Below are 15,104 nucleotides of genomic sequence, written 5' to 3'. Positions count from 1 at the left end.
ACGAGCAGGCTCAAGAGGCGGTCGCCGAGGTGTGTGGTGAGCGGCGGGGAGGGCGGTGTCACCGCATTCATTACCTCTCACCGAAGGACTTCGGGAAAGAGGCTCACGTTCTTGCGCATGATGCGGATCCGGCGCTAGCGGGGACCGTCGCGGGGGCTCGACCCCCAACGAGCAGAGGCTGTCGCGGAGGGCCTCAAGCACAAGTCCCCGCAGCTTCATGCGCCCGCCGTTTCGGAAGCTGACAGGCAACTGACGGCCAGTTCCGGCCGAAGCATCCTGCCTTAACGAATATCCGCTTTCGATCGACCATTAAGCCGGCTTGATTGACCGATTGTGGGTCACGTCACCGGGAAGGTGGCGGCAGCTCTCGACCAACTCAAGCCGTTCCGCAGCCAGTTACTGAATGTCTGCTCCTGACGGAACCTGCCCTTCGCCCAACTGCGATCGGGCCGTACGCGACGCGACCAATCTCGGCCATTCAGCATCGTTGAACGGCCGTCCCGCCCCGGACTTACGATCATCTTGAGGTCCAATGCCGATCGACAAACGGGGAGCTGGGGAGCCGCGGAGCTAAGTGCCTAGGTTCATCTGCTTAGCTTGCCCGGCATACTCCACCGCCACGCCCGAGCATAGCGAGAGTGCGGAGTTCCCCGGGCGCATCAAATGCGCGCGGATCGCCCGGCTCTTCGCCATGCCGGGATACGAGCCCCGCCGCGAGCCCAGCGATAGCACGCCCGTCGCCTGCTTCCACTCCAGCGTCGTGCGCGCCGCCGCGCCTTGCTCGTAGCGATAGGTGAGTCCGTCATCCTCGTACAACAAGGCGGCGGCATCCCGGCCGGGATAAACCAGAAGATCGAGTGCCCCGCCAAGTAGACTCGCCGTCGATTGGCCGACCAGTCCCAAGGGCAGGACGGTGCCCGCCCGCACGTGAAGCGGAATGCGGTCCAGTGTCGCCGGAACGTTATGCATCCGCCCGCCCTCACGATGTTCGTTTGTCCAGAAATCGTACCAGCCGCCCTCTGATATCGGCAAGTAGACGTCCCAGGTCTTCACGCCTGCGGCCAGCACCGGCGCGACATGGATAGCGCTGCCAAACATGTACGCATGAACCTGATCCAGGGCTCTCGGATCGTTTGGAAAGTCGAATACCAGCGGCCTGATCAGCGGCATTCCGGTCGCAGAAGCCTCGGCTGCCAGGGTGTAAGTGTAGGGCAGCAAGCGATAGCGTAGTTCGAGGTAGGAGCGGGCGATGTGCTCTACTGTTTCACCATATCGCCAGAACTCGGTGTTGGTCATGTAGCCGTGGACCCGCGTCATCGGCAGGAACGTCGCGAACTGGAACCAGCGCAGGAACCGTTCCTGATAGGCAGGGTCGGTATATTGTCCCTTGCCCGGCCGGAAGAAGCCCCCCGCATCGACGGTCCACCAGGCCTGGCCCGCCGCCGCCATGTTGAGCCCGGCCGGGATCTGGCGTTTCAGCGTCTCCCAATCATGGCCGATGTCGCCCGACCATGTCGCCGCGCCGTAACGCTGCTGGCCCGGTGCCGCCGATCGGGTGAGGATCATCACCCGCTTGTCCGGATAGGCGCGCCGCTGTTCCTCATACACCGTTCGACTGACTTGCAGCGGATAGAGGTTACGGCGCTTCTCGCCCGGTTGGGTAGTGCCCGGTGCCGCATAAATCCGCCGTCCGGCCAGATCGTCATTCTCGGGTTCGGTTGCGTCCTGCCACCAGGCGTCGATGCGAAGTGAGGCAAGCTTCTGGTTCTGCTGTCGTGCATAGAAGCGCGCGGCGACCGGATTGAAGAAATCGATCCATTCGGTGCCGGGGATATAGAAGCCCCTCGCGGCCACGTCCTTGCCCAGTTCCGTCTCCTTGCCGACCTTGGACCAGACCGACAGCATCAGGCGCATGTCCATCGCATGCAGATCGCGAACGAGGCCTGCTGGGTCGGGATAATGCTCCTCGTCGAAGCGCATGGCGTTCCAGCCGTACTTTCCCCAATATTGCCAGTCCTGCACCATCATGTCGCAGGGAAGCTTGCGCGCGCGGAATTCGCGTGCCGTCGCCAGGATCTCGTCCGACGAGTGAAACCGCTCGCGGCAATGAAGATAGCCGAGCGCCCACAGCGGCATCATCGGCTGCGGGCCGAGCAAGGCGTGATACCCCGCCATCACCTCGGCAGCCGTCGGCCCGGCGATGACGACATAATCGATCCCCTCGGATACGGGCGACCACCAGGTCGTGCGATCGTCGACCGGCGCAAAGTTGAGCACCGGCACATCCTCGTCGGCCGCCCGCACCAGCACGCGGTGCTCCCCCGCGGCAAGCACGCCGATGAAGCTGGCGGTCGGCGGCAGCCAGAGATTAGTATGATCCGTCAGCGGCTTGCCGTCGATCTCCACATAATGGCGCGACGACATCTTGCGGCCGAGATCGAGCAGGAATGCATAGCGCCCCCCCTGCGGGACCGTGAACGTGCCCGTGAACTCGGCGTCGCGGCGCTGGACGCGGGCATTGCCGGTGGAGGTGGTGACATCCGCCGTGCGCGCGTCGCCTGCCTTCGCTTGCCGAGTCAACGCTATCGGCCGGTCGGGCCGGTTCAGCTCCGCCATGCCGGGATTGTGCCACAGCAGACCATAGCCCTTGCTCGACAGCACGAACGGCTGGCTGATCTGCGTATTCACCTGCGTCAGGCGCCGCGGCAGGCCCCGAATATCGAGATGGCCGTCCTGGAAGCAGCCCGTGCCGTAGAGCCGTTCGTCGGCCGGGCTGGCGAACCCTTGTGTCACGGCCAGGGTCGGCTCGGTCCCGATCGTCGATCGCGCAACGTGGCGCGATCCAGGCGCTTCGCTGAGGAGCAGATTCCCCGCGCCGTCATTGAATGACAGGCATCCTGTCGCCTCATCCCAAGTGCATATTGCGTGCGGAAGCGTCAGCCGCGTTCGGCCGCGCTCCTGGGTCCGCCTGGGGATTGGCGGCTTCGCGATGGGCACCAGCATTTCGCTCGGCGTTGCGGGGCGCGCGCCAACGGGCGTGACGCATACGCGAAACGCACGGTCGCTCAGTGCCGTGACGGCAATCGACAGGTCGCCGGTGCGGATCAGGAAGTCCGGGGCGGCGATCCTTGTCGCGGCTTGCACCAGGCCGCTCGACACGAAAGCCACGCCCGCGCCGCTCCCGAGCAGCGCCCGCCGGGTGATGGCTGCGCTCCACGGCGTTTTGGTCTCGCTCACGCAACCTCCCCTTCGTCTCGACACGGCGCGGCCATCAGTCGGATCGTCCATCTTCCTCGATGATGGCGACGTCCCATGCGGCAAGATCGATCGGCCCGCCGCGTTTCACCTTGCGCCCATGCACCAGTTCGGTGCCCGCGGCGGGGGCCGCCAGACGCTGTGGCATCGCCGAATAGTTGAGCACGTACCGGACCGTGTGCCCGTTCTTCAGCGTGCCGCCGCGCACGATCAGCGGGAATTGCACGCCTGCAACCGATGGCGTGACCCCTGCTCGCGTGACTTCGGCAGCGACGATCTTCTCGGCCAGCGCGTCGCTCGGCATGAAGCCGACATAGCTGACCTCGCCCTTGCCCCAGTGGTTGCGAGTCATCGCGGCGGCAGCCGGCCATGACGGATGCTGATAGCGCGCCACGACCTCGGCGGTGGTGGGCTTCAACATCTCCATCCACCAGCGCGGCGCGTTGTCGGCTTCCGAAACCCCGAACGGATTCCCTGCCAGCGTGACGCTCTCGGGGATCGTGAACTCCTGATAGGTGACGCCCGCAGCTTCCGCGATCGCCCCCGGCTGCGAAGCATAACGGACCTTCGTATTCTCGTCAGAAAAGCCGCTCTTGAACGTGTAGAGCAAGTGGCCGCCGCGCTTGGCATAGTCATTCAGCCGCGCGATCTCCGCGTCGCTTGCCGCGTACAGCGCCGGCACGACGATGAGCTTGTAATCATCGAGATTCTGCGTGCTGTCGGGCGACACGATGTCGGCCTCGACGTTCATCCGGTAGAGCGCATCGTAGAAGGGGCGAATCACCTGATTATACTCGATGCCCGTCGGCTTGAACGAATTGAACGCGGTCTGGGCGGCGTTGCTAACATAGACGGCGACCTGATTGTGCTTCGTCATGCCGGCCAGCTTCGGACCAAGGCGCGCGATCTCGGCACCGATCACCTTTGCCGCTGCATACTCCGCATTGGGCTTGTAGTCCTGCGACAGCAGCCCGCGCCAATAGGTCTCGACGGCGTTTGCGGTGGTCGCCCAGTGCCAATATTCGACCATCTGCGCACCCGAAGCGAGATGGCTGAACGCCTGCAGACGAAGCTGCCCCGGATAAGGCGTCCATTGCGGGAAGCCCTGCGCCTCGGTTTCAAGCACCAGATAATTCTGTCCATTGCGGATCGAGCGGGCCTCGTCGCCACCAAAGGCGATTTCCGCCCCGGTCAGCTTGTCCTGAGTTGGATGATAGATGTCGATGCCAGCGATATCGAGCGACCGCGCCGCTTTCCAGTGGTCGACTTCCGGCTGGATGCCATACGAACCCTCGCGCCAGCTCAGGTCGAAGTTCTGCGTCATGAACTGGCCGGGCCGGGCATGGGCACGCACCAGCTTCGCCTGCCACGCCAGGAAGTCGGTGACGAGGCTGCGCTGGTAGGAGGCGAAGGCGTTGGACATGCTGGCGTTGATCGATCCGTTGGTCGACGGGAAGTCCTCCCAGCGATTGATCCGGTTCGACCAGTAATTCAGGCCCCACGCTGTGTTCAGAGCATCGAGGCTCGGCCATTTCGCCTTTAACGACTGGACAAACGCCGCCTGCACCGCAGGGCCGCTGGTGCCATAAGGCTTTGTTTCGTTGTCCAGCTGGTAGCCGATCACCGCGGGATGACCCTTCACATGGTCGACCAGCGCGACGATCACCCGTTCGGCTGCGGCGCGGTAGTCGGGATGGGTGATGTCCATGTTCTGCCGGGTGCCATATTGCGCGCGGACGCCGTCGCGGCCGACGACGAGCACGTTGGGATGCTGGCGCGCGAGCCAGGTCGGTATTGCATAGGTGGGCGTTCCCACGATCACCTTGATGCCCTGCTTGTGCATCGCGGCAAGCATGCGGTCGACATGGCTGAAATTGAAGACCCCGGGCTGCGGCTCCAGCGTGCCCCATGTCGACTCCGCGATGCGGACGACGCTGATTCCAGCCGCCTTCATCATCCGCGCGTCCTCGTCGACGCGGTCGACCGGCGTGTACTCGTCATAATAAGCAACGCCGTAAAGGATGGTATCCGGCACTTGCGCCTGCGTCGCGGATGGCAGCGCCACGATGGCCAATGCGAGTGCTTGCACGAACCGCTGCATGATCCTGCCATCCATCTCCAAATCCTATCCCTCCTGTATCGTTTTCAAGCCGTCAGGCGCTGGACGATAGGCATCTTGCCGGACACGACTTGGCTCGCGGCGCCTAGGTTATTTCGGTTTGAGTCCGAGCGTGGAAAGTTACCTTGCCAGCGCAAGCAGCGCAGCACGTCGAAGCTGGCAGCTTTCATACGTCGTCTCCCCTGCAACGCCGCGCGGTCGTTTCGACGGTAGGGGCTGAACGCCGTTTACCGGTTGCCATCGCGTATCATGAATGACGTCATTCTACACAGCGATGTCATATATGCAAGATACCTCTCATATATGCTCGCAACGCATAGGGTCTTGGCCGCTTCGTTTGCAGGTACCTGCGCTGATGGAGAGTATAAACAAACAGAGACTGTTAAGCGGCTGAGGTAGTTTACTTGGCTGGTAGCGGAGGCTTTGCTGGCAGTTAGACAAGGTCGGCGTCGACAGCAGCGACATCCTTGTTCGTGACCCGGCCCGGTGAATACTGCTGAATGAGCAAAACGTCCATTTCACGACGACAAGAAGCCGCCTCGCTCTCGTCACACCGGTTTTGGCACCATTCGATATGTTGATTTGAGTGCGCAGATTGTTCCAGCCGGCGAACGTCCGCTTCTGCCGGTAAATGCCAAGCACGACTGCTTACTGGAAAGGCGGCTAAGTCCGAATGCGCGGTCAAATGGCCCCTCGCCGGATGCGAGGAGCCAGCGGGTCAGATTTCCGTATTCTCAGCAAGGGCGAGTGCGTCTTCCACGTCGATGCCGACATAGCGCACTGTGTTCTCGATCTTGCTATGACCGAGAAGGATTTGGACGGCGCGAAGGTCGCCAGTCGCCCTGTAGATGATCGATGCCTTCGTTCGGCGAAGCGAGTGCGTGCCATACTCGCTTCGCATCAAACCGACTCCTGTCACCCATTCATCGACGAGCCGGGCGTACTGGCGGGCGCTAAGATGCCCAATATGATCGACCCTGCTGGGAAAGACATAGTCGTCCACCGTGCCGCCCCGCCGTTCAAGCCATGCTAGCAGGCTAGTCCGAGCGTCCGGAAGCAATTCGAACTGCACCGGCCGACTGGTTTTCTGTTGCATCACGATCGCAAGCGTTCGGATCTGCCCGCCGCTGACAATGTCGCGAATCCTCATCTGCACCAGGTCGCAGCCCCGGAGTTTGCTGTCGATCGCCAGGTCGAACAGCGCCCGATCTCGCAAGCGGCGGCGCTGATTGAGATAAAATCGGATCTCCCATATTTGCTTCGGTTTCAGCGCGCGCTTCGCACCGACGGTCCGTCCGGCATTCCAGACTGGACGCTTTGTCGCGGTGGGTTCGGTTTCAGGCATCTCCATAATCATTCTCCGATGGCCAGAGTGGCCGTCCGAAGAACGCTTTGCCGCCTGGTAAGCAGGAATGACCCAGGCACCTGCCGACCAACTCAAGCCATTCCGCGGTGGATGCTTGAACGTCCGCCCACGCCGAAAGCTGCCGATCGCGCCGCGATCCGGAACGCAAGAAAAACGAGCATTTCTCTGACTATTTGCAAAAGACTGTCCCAATCTTAGTTTCGTCACCTGAGAACCCAATCACAAATGCGGTGCGCGCTTGGTCCCCCGCCAATGAGGTTTTCGAGTATTTTTGCTATCGAGCGCGGGCGACCGTTATCGTGCGTCCGCCGCAACGAGAGTGATTTACGTCTCCACGATCTTGGGACTGTTGCGTCGATCCGTCTCGCATACTGTGAGCCGTGAAACGCGTGTATGGCAGTTCGGGGCGATCATCATTGAATGCCGCCACAGCTATGTAGCGGAGCAGCGGCCCACTATCGCATTCGCTCGCGGCGAGAGTCGCGCTGGAGTTCCGGCAACAAGCCGTAGTCGGCATCACCGCGCGCTTTCGTTACGGATGCCCGCGGTGGTTGCGGAACTTGCACGCGGGTCCAAGGCGCTCATGTACAAGGACAGCGCCTCGGTTGACGGGCTGCCCGACTGATTACCCCTCGCCAACCAAGCACGTCGGCGTCTGCCGTCGCGCACCGTCAGCATCGCGAAAGCCAGTATGCCGATGGTGGAAAGGGCGAACTCCAATTTTGTGGAGTCCAACATAAGGTGAACCAGATCCGCGCCAATCAACGCCGTCATCGCAGCGACCGACCCGAGGGGAGCCTGCGTCGCGTTCGGGCGGGTGAGGTGGAGGAGCAGGGCGAGTGCTGCGAACAGCCCCGCGGTCGTGGCGATTGGGATCGCGACGCTAACACTCGCCACGAGCAGGAAAACGCAGGCGAGCGCCACGCCGGTCAGCGCCGCAAGCGCGACCAGAGAAGCATGAACAACCGGTGTCGACCAGCGCGTGATTCTCGAGCCTGCTGCCGCGGCGAACAGGAGCGGCGACAGCACCACGGCATAGCGCAGCACAGGCGTGTTGAAGATAAACCGATGCACGGCAACAATCTCGGCCACCAAGGCCGCAGAAAGTGCGGAGGCGAGCAGGCTTGCCGCCATTATCCAGTAGGTGCGGATCATGCCGACGCGTATCGTCTCGTCGGAAGCTAAGTACCTGGGTCGCCCCAGTCGGGGGTGATCAATCGTGACCCTGCTCATTGCCAGCGACTTAAATGTGCATGGTACGGGCGAGAATGCTTCGCGCGAAGGGCAGGGTGTAGCCGGCGGTAGGCGCATACCGAGCTAAGCAATCCTTGATCACCAGCCGTGCTCTCTTTAGCTCGGCCATGCGCTCGGGAGCGCTCGCGCCTGAGTTCACGCCCAACGATCCAGTTGGCTGCGAGAAGCCAATGGGAGCCGCGCATCGTAATCTCCTGAGTAATCATTCCGCTGGACAGTGGCATCTCGGTGCGGTCCGCCATCGTGAAGCTGTTCACCTCACAAAAGAGCGCGGCACGCCGCTGATGATTTGGCTCGTTCCGGTCGCGTGATCCAATCGAAATTTGGATCGGATAGCCATAGTTCGATGCTATGGTCCAACGACGAATATACGATACGCGATTGGGCCCGGTAACCTGCGCAACACCGTTCGCGTTGATGGCAATGCCTTAGGACGGGCCGTCGCTGCGGCGTGCGGAGTAGTAGATAGACGCTTCATTCTCGTTTGCCTGCCGCTTTGCCTCGACAATGCTCTGGAAGGGCGCATTGCCGTTGGCGATTGCACTGGACAGGACGCCGTCGCGCTGCCCGGTTGGCGACACCATGACCCGGCACTGCGTGTCCGCTGTCGCCTTAGTGGCCGCCGAATCTCAAGCGGGAACCGGCATCCGGCGCCGCTGGCGTCAACATGGTGCAGAGCGGCAGACGTGGTGACCGCATGGCCGTGCGGGACGAGCACCTTGCCGCCACTCTTCCACGCGCCCGACGTGGCGTTCGGCGTGAGAGTGCCGTGCAGTTCCTTATGGCCTGCAGCCATGACCGGGACGTTGGCACTGATGGCCTTGGTCGAGCAGTTTCTGACGTTGATGTTGATGGCCGGCGCGAGCGCGGACGCTAACGTAAGGGCTGTGGCGGCCAGCAACTTGGCATGGGCTTCTCCTTCGCGGTGAAGCACGACCACGTTCCAAGCGGCTTCTCGGACCGGGCACCGACGTCCGTGGTGAGCAGGACCCCTCAGCCGCGGTCCGGTAAGCCGAGGAAAGAGCCGGTGGAACGATCGAAAAGCTTGCGCCCATACCAGAGATCGTGCCTATTCAGTTCCATGCCGACGCTCCGACAGCTCAGCTATCTCGTGACGCTCGCGGACGCCAAGTCATTCGTTCAGGCAGCGCGGGTTGCCTGCGTTTCGCAGCCGACACTCAGCCAGCAAGTTAAGGCATTGGAGGACCGGCTAGGGGTCAAGCTGCTCGATCGCGGCCTTACAGGCGCGGTGCTCACCCCGATCGGTCGCAGCGTGGTTACGAGAGCCCGCGTGGTGCTAAGCGAAGTGCGGGATATTGAGATGCTCGCCTCCCGTTCGGCCAACCAGCTCTCCGGCACGCTGCGCTTTGGCACGACACCCACCCTTGGTCCCTATCTTCTGTCGCCGATTATCGCGGAACTGCACAAGCTTGCGCCTGAGCTTCGGCTTTACGTCCGCGAAGGAATTCCCGACGATCAGTCGCTCGATCTGTCGCGGGGCAATCTGGACGTGCTACTCGGGCCGATGCCGATTTTAGGTGAAGACCTGGAGGTTGAGCCGCTGTTTCGTGAGCCGCTTCACCTCGTCTGCGCGATCGATTGCGACTTGCCAGAAGGCGAGCCAATCGACCCGGGGCTGCTCCAAGGTCGGCCGGTGCTGTCGCTAGATCCTCGCCATCACCTCCATCGACAGGTGGCGGAGATCGCAGGCGGCTATGGCATGATGCTCACGCCCGATTACGAAGGGACGAGTTTGGACAGCCTGCACCAGATGGTCGCCAGCGGGCTGGGACTCAGCATCCTGCCTGGCCTCTATCTTGCGTCGGACGTCGGAGGTTCCATTGGGCTTAAGGTCATCACCGTCGCCGGCTGGACCCGGCACCGGTCGATCGCACTTGCTTGGCGTCGTTCCACCGCGATGGCACCCGCGTTCCGGTTGATCGCGGAACAGGTGCAGATCGCGGCGCGCACGATTTTGGAGCTATAGCATCCGACTAACGCGCGGACACATATCTTTCTATTTCTGGTCGGCTATCGTACGCTGGTATCCACTCCGTAGCGCACGGCAATGTCCCCAACCCCTAAGCTGGCGCGACCTTAGCGTCCGGAACCATGCTCCCAGGTTCCGGACGCATTTAGAACTTGATGCGGTGAGCATGTGGGACATCGCAAGTCCACAGGTGCGCGCGTGCGTCACTGCTTCTTGCGACAAATAGCCCAAGACAGATGATACAGGGCGGCGGTATCGCGATACTTCACCGCTTTGGCACCGCCCGTAAGACGAACGGTTGTCTGGCTATCTGCAAAAGACCATCTCAATCGTAGTTTCGTCATCAGAAATCCATTCACAAATTCAGCGCGCGATTGGTCCCCCCCAACCAGCTTTTCTCGTCATTCTGAGATCGCGGGTGGACGGTCATTATTGTGCGTCCGTCGTACCGAGTGTGCTTGCGGCTCAACGATCCGTCGATAGGTCTTACGCAATGTGAGCCGTACAACGCCTTCTATCGCAGTTTCGGGTATCATCCTTGCAAGCCGCTACAGCTACCGATGAGCGCGCCATAGCCGAGGCGGACGGCCAATCGCCGCGAAATGCCTATGGGATCGGTGCCTGTGAGGTCGCGCTTCATGTAGCGCGCAGTGGCCAGCACCGCCGAAGCGAGGTTCGCAGCGGTCAAATCTTGGTACTTTTCTTCGACTAAGAGTTAGATCTCGATAACTGCTGAAGTGGCACACCGTTCAGTGCAGGTCCCCGCAACCAAACGCTAAACGACAACGCCGCCCTCACGGGCGGCGTTGTCGTTTGTGGCAAAGGCAACTAGCTCAGAAACATTCGACACCATCTCTGCTTCATCAGCGTAATTGACTTGGACGTCGGCGCACGGACGATTCTTCTAAGTCGCTCTTCCAATTGGCCCGTTCTCGGAGCATCAAACACGCGGCCTGCCGGTCAGGCAACGGACCAAGCTGGTGACGATGATGCGCGAGCTTCTGACCGAGGTTAGGGTCGGCGTCCGGTGTGGGTTCTATGCGCGCTAATCACACCTATGGAAATTGAAGAAGGTCGCCTGTTGGATGTGCCGGATCCTTCCCACGTCGTTGCAGCAGGCGCGCGACCTCCACCTGCGGGCTCGCAGATTGATTGCGATCTGCCCGTCCGGAAATCTCGCAAAGACGTTACCGAACGCCTGATGACTATTCCCAGCATTGGCCCGGTCGGCACCGCCCTGGCGACCTCGATGACCGATGGGCACCAGTTCCGCTCAGATCGATAGTTCACCGCCTGATGGACCCACCTTGACCCGCAGCAACAGCGGCTGGCGCGGATCAAACAAGCGGTGATCAGTATCTGCGCAAGCCGTTGGTCATCAGCATGACCTAGCAGCTCGGGCAAGTCGTGTACAAACCCCAGGCGGCCTACTCTCGCCTCGTCGAATTGCTCATGCGCAAGCCGCCACGCATCTAGACGACCGCGATGCTGAACGTGAGCGCGCGGACGCGAAATGGTCAGAAACTATGTAGCTCGTAAAGGAGTATTCGGAGCCAATGGTCGTGCTGTTGACGGCGACGCCCGCTGGCGCGTGCCTGTTGGCCAACGCCAGCGACGCTTTCTCTGACCAGGGATGCTTGTGACGATTTCGGCCCATCGCACGCATCGCCGTACGCGCGCGCAACCATTCGCATACGGTCGTACCATCCCCGTCTCCAGGACCCAGTGAAAGATCGACGCTAGCTTGGACGATCCGCTTGGCGCGTAGAAGAGACCTACGTTCGGGCACCAGCAAGCGTGTCGACGAACTGCTGATGCGGCGGCAGCGTGGCGACACGCGTCGCGATCCCGCGGGAAAGATTTCTTAGCGCCTCCGCCAACTGACCGGGCGGCATCATCCGCGCCATCAAGTGGTGGCGATGCGGTGTAAGCCCTTGTCCCAGCATGACTTGCAGCCACGAACTGACTCGGAACAGCTCGTCCGCGCCTTGATAGGCCTGCGCTTCCTCGGCGAATAGCGCGAGGCGCGCTGCCAGCGTGTCGGGGATGCTCATCTCGCGGCATTGGCGCCAGAACGGCTCGTCGCGTGCGTTGAGGTGATAATGGAGAATCACAAAATCGCGCACGCCTTCCATTTCGCGCTGCGCCATGGCGTTGAAGCGATCCGACACCGCCGCCGTCGCACCCCCGAACGGAAAAAGCTGCAACAGGCGCGTCAGCGCGATCATCATCAAATGGATACTGGTCGATTCGAGCGGCTCGATGAAGCCCGACGACAGACTGAGCGCGACGCAGTTCTTTTCCCACGCGCGCTTGCGGCGGCCGGTCGTGAAGCGGATCGGCCGGGGCTCGGTCAGCGTATTGCCCGCCACCGACCCGATCAGGAGCGCCCGCGCCGCATCGTCGCTGAGATGCTCGGCGGCATAGACGATGCCGTTCCCGACGCGGTGCTGCAGCGGAATGCGCCATTGCCAGCCTGCTTCATGCGCGATCGCGCGCGTATAGGGTAACGCAGGTCCGACGGCGGCGGTCTGCACCGCCAGCGCCCGGTTCATCGGCAGCCAGTGGCTCCAGTCCTCATAACCGACCCCAAGCGTCTCGCCGATCAACAGGGCGCGGAACCCGGTGCAATCCAGGAACAAATCGCCTTCGACCCGCTCCCCCGATTCGAGCATCAGCGCAACCAGATCGCCGCTCTCGGCATTCTGCTCGACTCGCGCGATGCGTCCCTCGACCCGACGCAACCCGGCTGCCTCGCAGCGGCCGCGCAGATAGCCCACATACCGCCCTGCATCGAAATGATAGGCGTAATTGAGTTGCGCCTTGGTGCCTGTAGCAAAGCGACCCGCTTCGGCGGCTTGTGCCTCGTAACAATAGTCCTCGAGCGGCCCGGCATTCCCATCCGCGCGCGCCGCCAGCCAGAAATGCTGGAAATCACCCATCCAGGTCGATTTTCCGACGTCTCCGAAGGAATGGAGATAACGCGAGCCTGGCCTCGTCCAGCCCTCGAAGGCGATGCCCAGTTTGAACGTGGCACCGGTCGCCCGGACGAAATCGTCCTCGTCCAGCCCGAGCAGGGCATGGAACCCCCGGATGGTGGGGATCGTGGCTTCGCCGACGCCGACCGTGCCAATCTCGTCGGATTCGACAAGCGTGACGTCGACCAGCTGGCCCAACTGGCGGGTCAACAGCGCCGCGGCAAGCCAGCCGGCCGTGCCGCCACCGGCGATGACCACGCGGGTCTTGGGCAAGGTGTTCATCGACCGTCCTTTGTCAGCGATTGAGCCGTTGCAGCAGCGTGGCGCGCAACCGGCGCGCCGCGGTGGCATCCAGCGGGGCCAGCGCTCCGCGCGCGGCGGCGGGCAGATGCGCGCCGCCGCGCGCTGCATCGCCGAAGACATAATAATCGAACAGCGCTTGCCACCCTGCCTTCTCGTGCGCCGGGCGGTCGCGGAGGCTCAGCAGGCCGTGCAGCAGCGTATTCTGCGGCGTGTCCATGAAGCGCGGCGTCGCATTCCACCAGTAATTGATCATCGCGTTGAACGGATCGAGCGCCTCGACCTGATGCCACCACAAAGCGGGATAGATCAGCGCGTCGCCAGGCTCCATCTCCGCAATTTCGGCGGCGGCCAGCGCGTCGGCGAAGCCGGGATACCGGTCCAGATCGGGGGCATCGAAATCGACCATCGAGACGACTTGACCAGCGGGCGTCGGGTCGAGCGGCCCTGGATAGAGGTTGGCGACCTGATCGGGCGGGAAGAGGGTAAAGCGCCGCCGCCCGACCAGCGTGACGGCGATGTTGTTCGACATGTCGTAATGCGCCGCTGCCGTGGTGCGGTTGCCGATCCAGATGCTCACCACCGGCGGATGCTCCAGCAGTTCGGGATCGCCGAAGGGAAGCGCCGCTTCGGCCCTGAGCCCGGGCAGATACTGATCGATATCGGTGGAACCGATATAGATGGCCGGCGCGGCGGTATCGTGCAGGCTCGCCAGCAACTGATCGAGATACGCAGACATCGATCCGCGTTCGCGCGCAAAATTCAGTGCGGTGCCGTCTTCGGTATAGCCGAAACGGCCAGCGATAGCCGGATCGCCGATATAGGCCGTGACGGGTTGGCCGCCATCAAATTGCTTGAGCCAGGCAATCGCCGCGGCGGCACCATGCCGGCCGGCCTCCACCAGCGGGACATGCGCGGCTATGCCGCGGAGGATCGCGGGGCGACCCTCGGCGATCAGCGCGGCGATCGGCAGTGTCCGCGCGTCTGCAGCTTCGATCACGCGTGTGCGGCGCGATATGCGCTGCATCGCGCTCACGCCGCCGTGCCGGGAAGCCGTTGCTTCCGGGCAATCAACTGCTGAACATTGGCGAGCGAAGCCGCAGCGAGGATGGCGAGCCGGAGAATCCCTGCGTGGTGCAGCCGCTCGAGCGGTTCGCCCGTCAGCGCGGCGAGCCGTTCGACGTCCACCACCAGCACGTCAGGCACGGTGTAACGGCGCTCCTCGCTGACATCGATGGTCAGCGTTACGGGGGCGAGCAAGCCTGCATCATCGAGCGCGGCATAAGCGGTCGGCGCGCTCTCCATCCCCTCGTACAAGAGCCGCAGCACGCCGGTGACATGTTCGAGGTACGGGGTGTTGCCGCCATGTTCCAAAAAGAGCGGCAAGCCGTCATCATCCCCGACCCGCGGGTCGTCACGGTCGACATAAAGCATCGGCTGGCTGACGGCATCGCTCGTGCCGCGGACCATGCCGATGGAGAAGGGGCCGCGCTGATGACTGGCGGGCACATATCGGCTCGTCCAAAAGTCGCCGGACAGAAATAGGTTTTCGTCACGGTCGAGCCCCAGCAGGGCATAGGCCTGTAGGCCCTCGTCGCGGCGGCGAAAAATGATGGCGAATTCGCGCTGCAGCTCTTCGAATTCAGCCGGGAACACCAGCGCCTGATTGGCCGCGTCCCCAAATGCCGGGCCCGCGCGGGGGCTTACGCGCAAATCGGCATGGTCGATATTGTTGATCTGTACGGGGGTCATCCGCTCCGGTCCGGTTGTGGCGTCAGGTCTATCAGCGCGGCGGCGAAGGACAAAAGGAAAAGGCCGCCGCTCGATGCGCGGCGGCCTTCC

General features: G+C 62.5%; 9 protein-coding genes. 1 reads left to right on the top strand and 8 read right to left on the bottom strand.

Going from position 1 to position 15,104, the window contains the following annotated elements; genetic code table 11:
- Nucleotides 1–570: 570 nt before the first annotated feature.
- The 5 genes from AC3WJR_RS08780 to AC3WJR_RS08760 form a co-directional block, all read right to left on the bottom strand.
- The gene (locus tag AC3WJR_RS08780; RefSeq protein ID WP_492724050.1) at nucleotides 571–3,237 is read right to left on the bottom strand and encodes a glycoside hydrolase family 31 protein; all 2,667 of its coding nucleotides are present in this window, start codon (nucleotides 3,235–3,237) and stop codon (nucleotides 571–573) included.
- Nucleotides 3,238–3,271: 34 nt separating this feature from the next.
- Nucleotides 3,272–5,371: a beta-galactosidase gene (locus tag AC3WJR_RS08775; protein ID WP_492724046.1), complete on the bottom strand. Its 2,100-nt coding sequence runs from the start codon at nucleotides 5,369–5,371 to the stop codon at nucleotides 3,272–3,274.
- A 721-nt stretch (nucleotides 5,372–6,092) separates the two neighbouring features.
- On the bottom strand, nucleotides 6,093–6,725 hold the full coding sequence (locus tag AC3WJR_RS08770) for a tyrosine-type recombinase/integrase (RefSeq protein WP_492724044.1): 633 nt from the start codon (nucleotides 6,723–6,725) through the stop codon (nucleotides 6,093–6,095).
- Nucleotides 6,726–7,256: 531 nt separating this feature from the next.
- Nucleotides 7,257–7,895 (bottom strand): Bax inhibitor-1 family protein, encoded by a 639-nt coding sequence (locus AC3WJR_RS08765; protein WP_492724042.1) that lies wholly within the window; start codon nucleotides 7,893–7,895, stop codon nucleotides 7,257–7,259.
- A 527-nt stretch (nucleotides 7,896–8,422) separates the two neighbouring features.
- Nucleotides 8,423–8,578, bottom strand: coding sequence for a hypothetical protein (locus tag AC3WJR_RS08760; RefSeq protein ID WP_492724040.1), 156 nt, complete (start codon nucleotides 8,576–8,578; stop codon nucleotides 8,423–8,425).
- 497 nt (nucleotides 8,579–9,075) lie between these two features.
- Here AC3WJR_RS08760 and AC3WJR_RS08755 point away from each other — a divergent pair, with 497 nt between their 5' ends.
- Nucleotides 9,076–9,981, top strand: a complete 906-nt coding sequence (locus tag AC3WJR_RS08755; protein ID WP_492724239.1) for a hydrogen peroxide-inducible genes activator — start codon at nucleotides 9,076–9,078, stop codon at nucleotides 9,979–9,981.
- Between the two features lie 1,778 nt (nucleotides 9,982–11,759).
- Here AC3WJR_RS08755 and AC3WJR_RS08750 read toward each other — a convergent pair.
- Genes AC3WJR_RS08750 through AC3WJR_RS08740 form a run of 3 tightly spaced genes read right to left on the bottom strand, consistent with a single transcriptional unit; the run spans nucleotide 11,760 to nucleotide 15,014 of the window.
- On the bottom strand, nucleotides 11,760–13,244 hold the full coding sequence (locus tag AC3WJR_RS08750) for a tryptophan halogenase family protein (RefSeq protein ID WP_492724038.1): 1,485 nt from the start codon (nucleotides 13,242–13,244) through the stop codon (nucleotides 11,760–11,762).
- Nucleotides 13,245–13,257: 13 nt separating this feature from the next.
- The gene (locus tag AC3WJR_RS08745; protein WP_492724035.1) at nucleotides 13,258–14,289 is read right to left on the bottom strand and encodes a cupin-like domain-containing protein; all 1,032 of its coding nucleotides are present in this window, start codon (nucleotides 14,287–14,289) and stop codon (nucleotides 13,258–13,260) included.
- A gap of 5 nt (nucleotides 14,290–14,294) precedes the next feature.
- Nucleotides 14,295–15,014, bottom strand: a complete 720-nt coding sequence (locus AC3WJR_RS08740; RefSeq protein WP_492724033.1) for a SapC family protein — start codon at nucleotides 15,012–15,014, stop codon at nucleotides 14,295–14,297.
- Between the last annotated feature and the right edge of the window lie 90 nt (nucleotides 15,015–15,104).

The sequence above is a fragment of the Sphingomonas sp. FW306-05-A genome (genome assembly GCF_058782275.1).
Note: the sequence above shows the minus strand (reverse complement) of the source record. Positions and strands in the feature narration are given on the sequence as shown.

Coding starts and splice junctions, on each gene's coding strand:
- AC3WJR_RS08745 (WP_492724035.1), bottom strand. CDS start 14,289: ATGCAGCGCATATCGCGCCGCACACGCGTGATCGAAGCTGCAGACGCG.
- AC3WJR_RS08775 (WP_492724046.1), bottom strand. CDS start 5,371: ATGGATGGCAGGATCATGCAGCGGTTCGTGCAAGCACTCGCATTGGCC.
- AC3WJR_RS08760 (WP_492724040.1), bottom strand. CDS start 8,578: ATGGTGTCGCCAACCGGGCAGCGCGACGGCGTCCTGTCCAGTGCAATC.
- AC3WJR_RS08740 (WP_492724033.1), bottom strand. CDS start 15,014: ATGACCCCCGTACAGATCAACAATATCGACCATGCCGATTTGCGCGTA.
- AC3WJR_RS08765 (WP_492724042.1), bottom strand. CDS start 7,895: ATGATCCGCACCTACTGGATAATGGCGGCAAGCCTGCTCGCCTCCGCA.
- AC3WJR_RS08770 (WP_492724044.1), bottom strand. CDS start 6,725: ATGGAGATGCCTGAAACCGAACCCACCGCGACAAAGCGTCCAGTCTGG.
- AC3WJR_RS08755 (WP_492724239.1), top strand. CDS start 9,076: ATGCCGACGCTCCGACAGCTCAGCTATCTCGTGACGCTCGCGGACGCC.
- AC3WJR_RS08750 (WP_492724038.1), bottom strand. CDS start 13,244: ATGAACACCTTGCCCAAGACCCGCGTGGTCATCGCCGGTGGCGGCACG.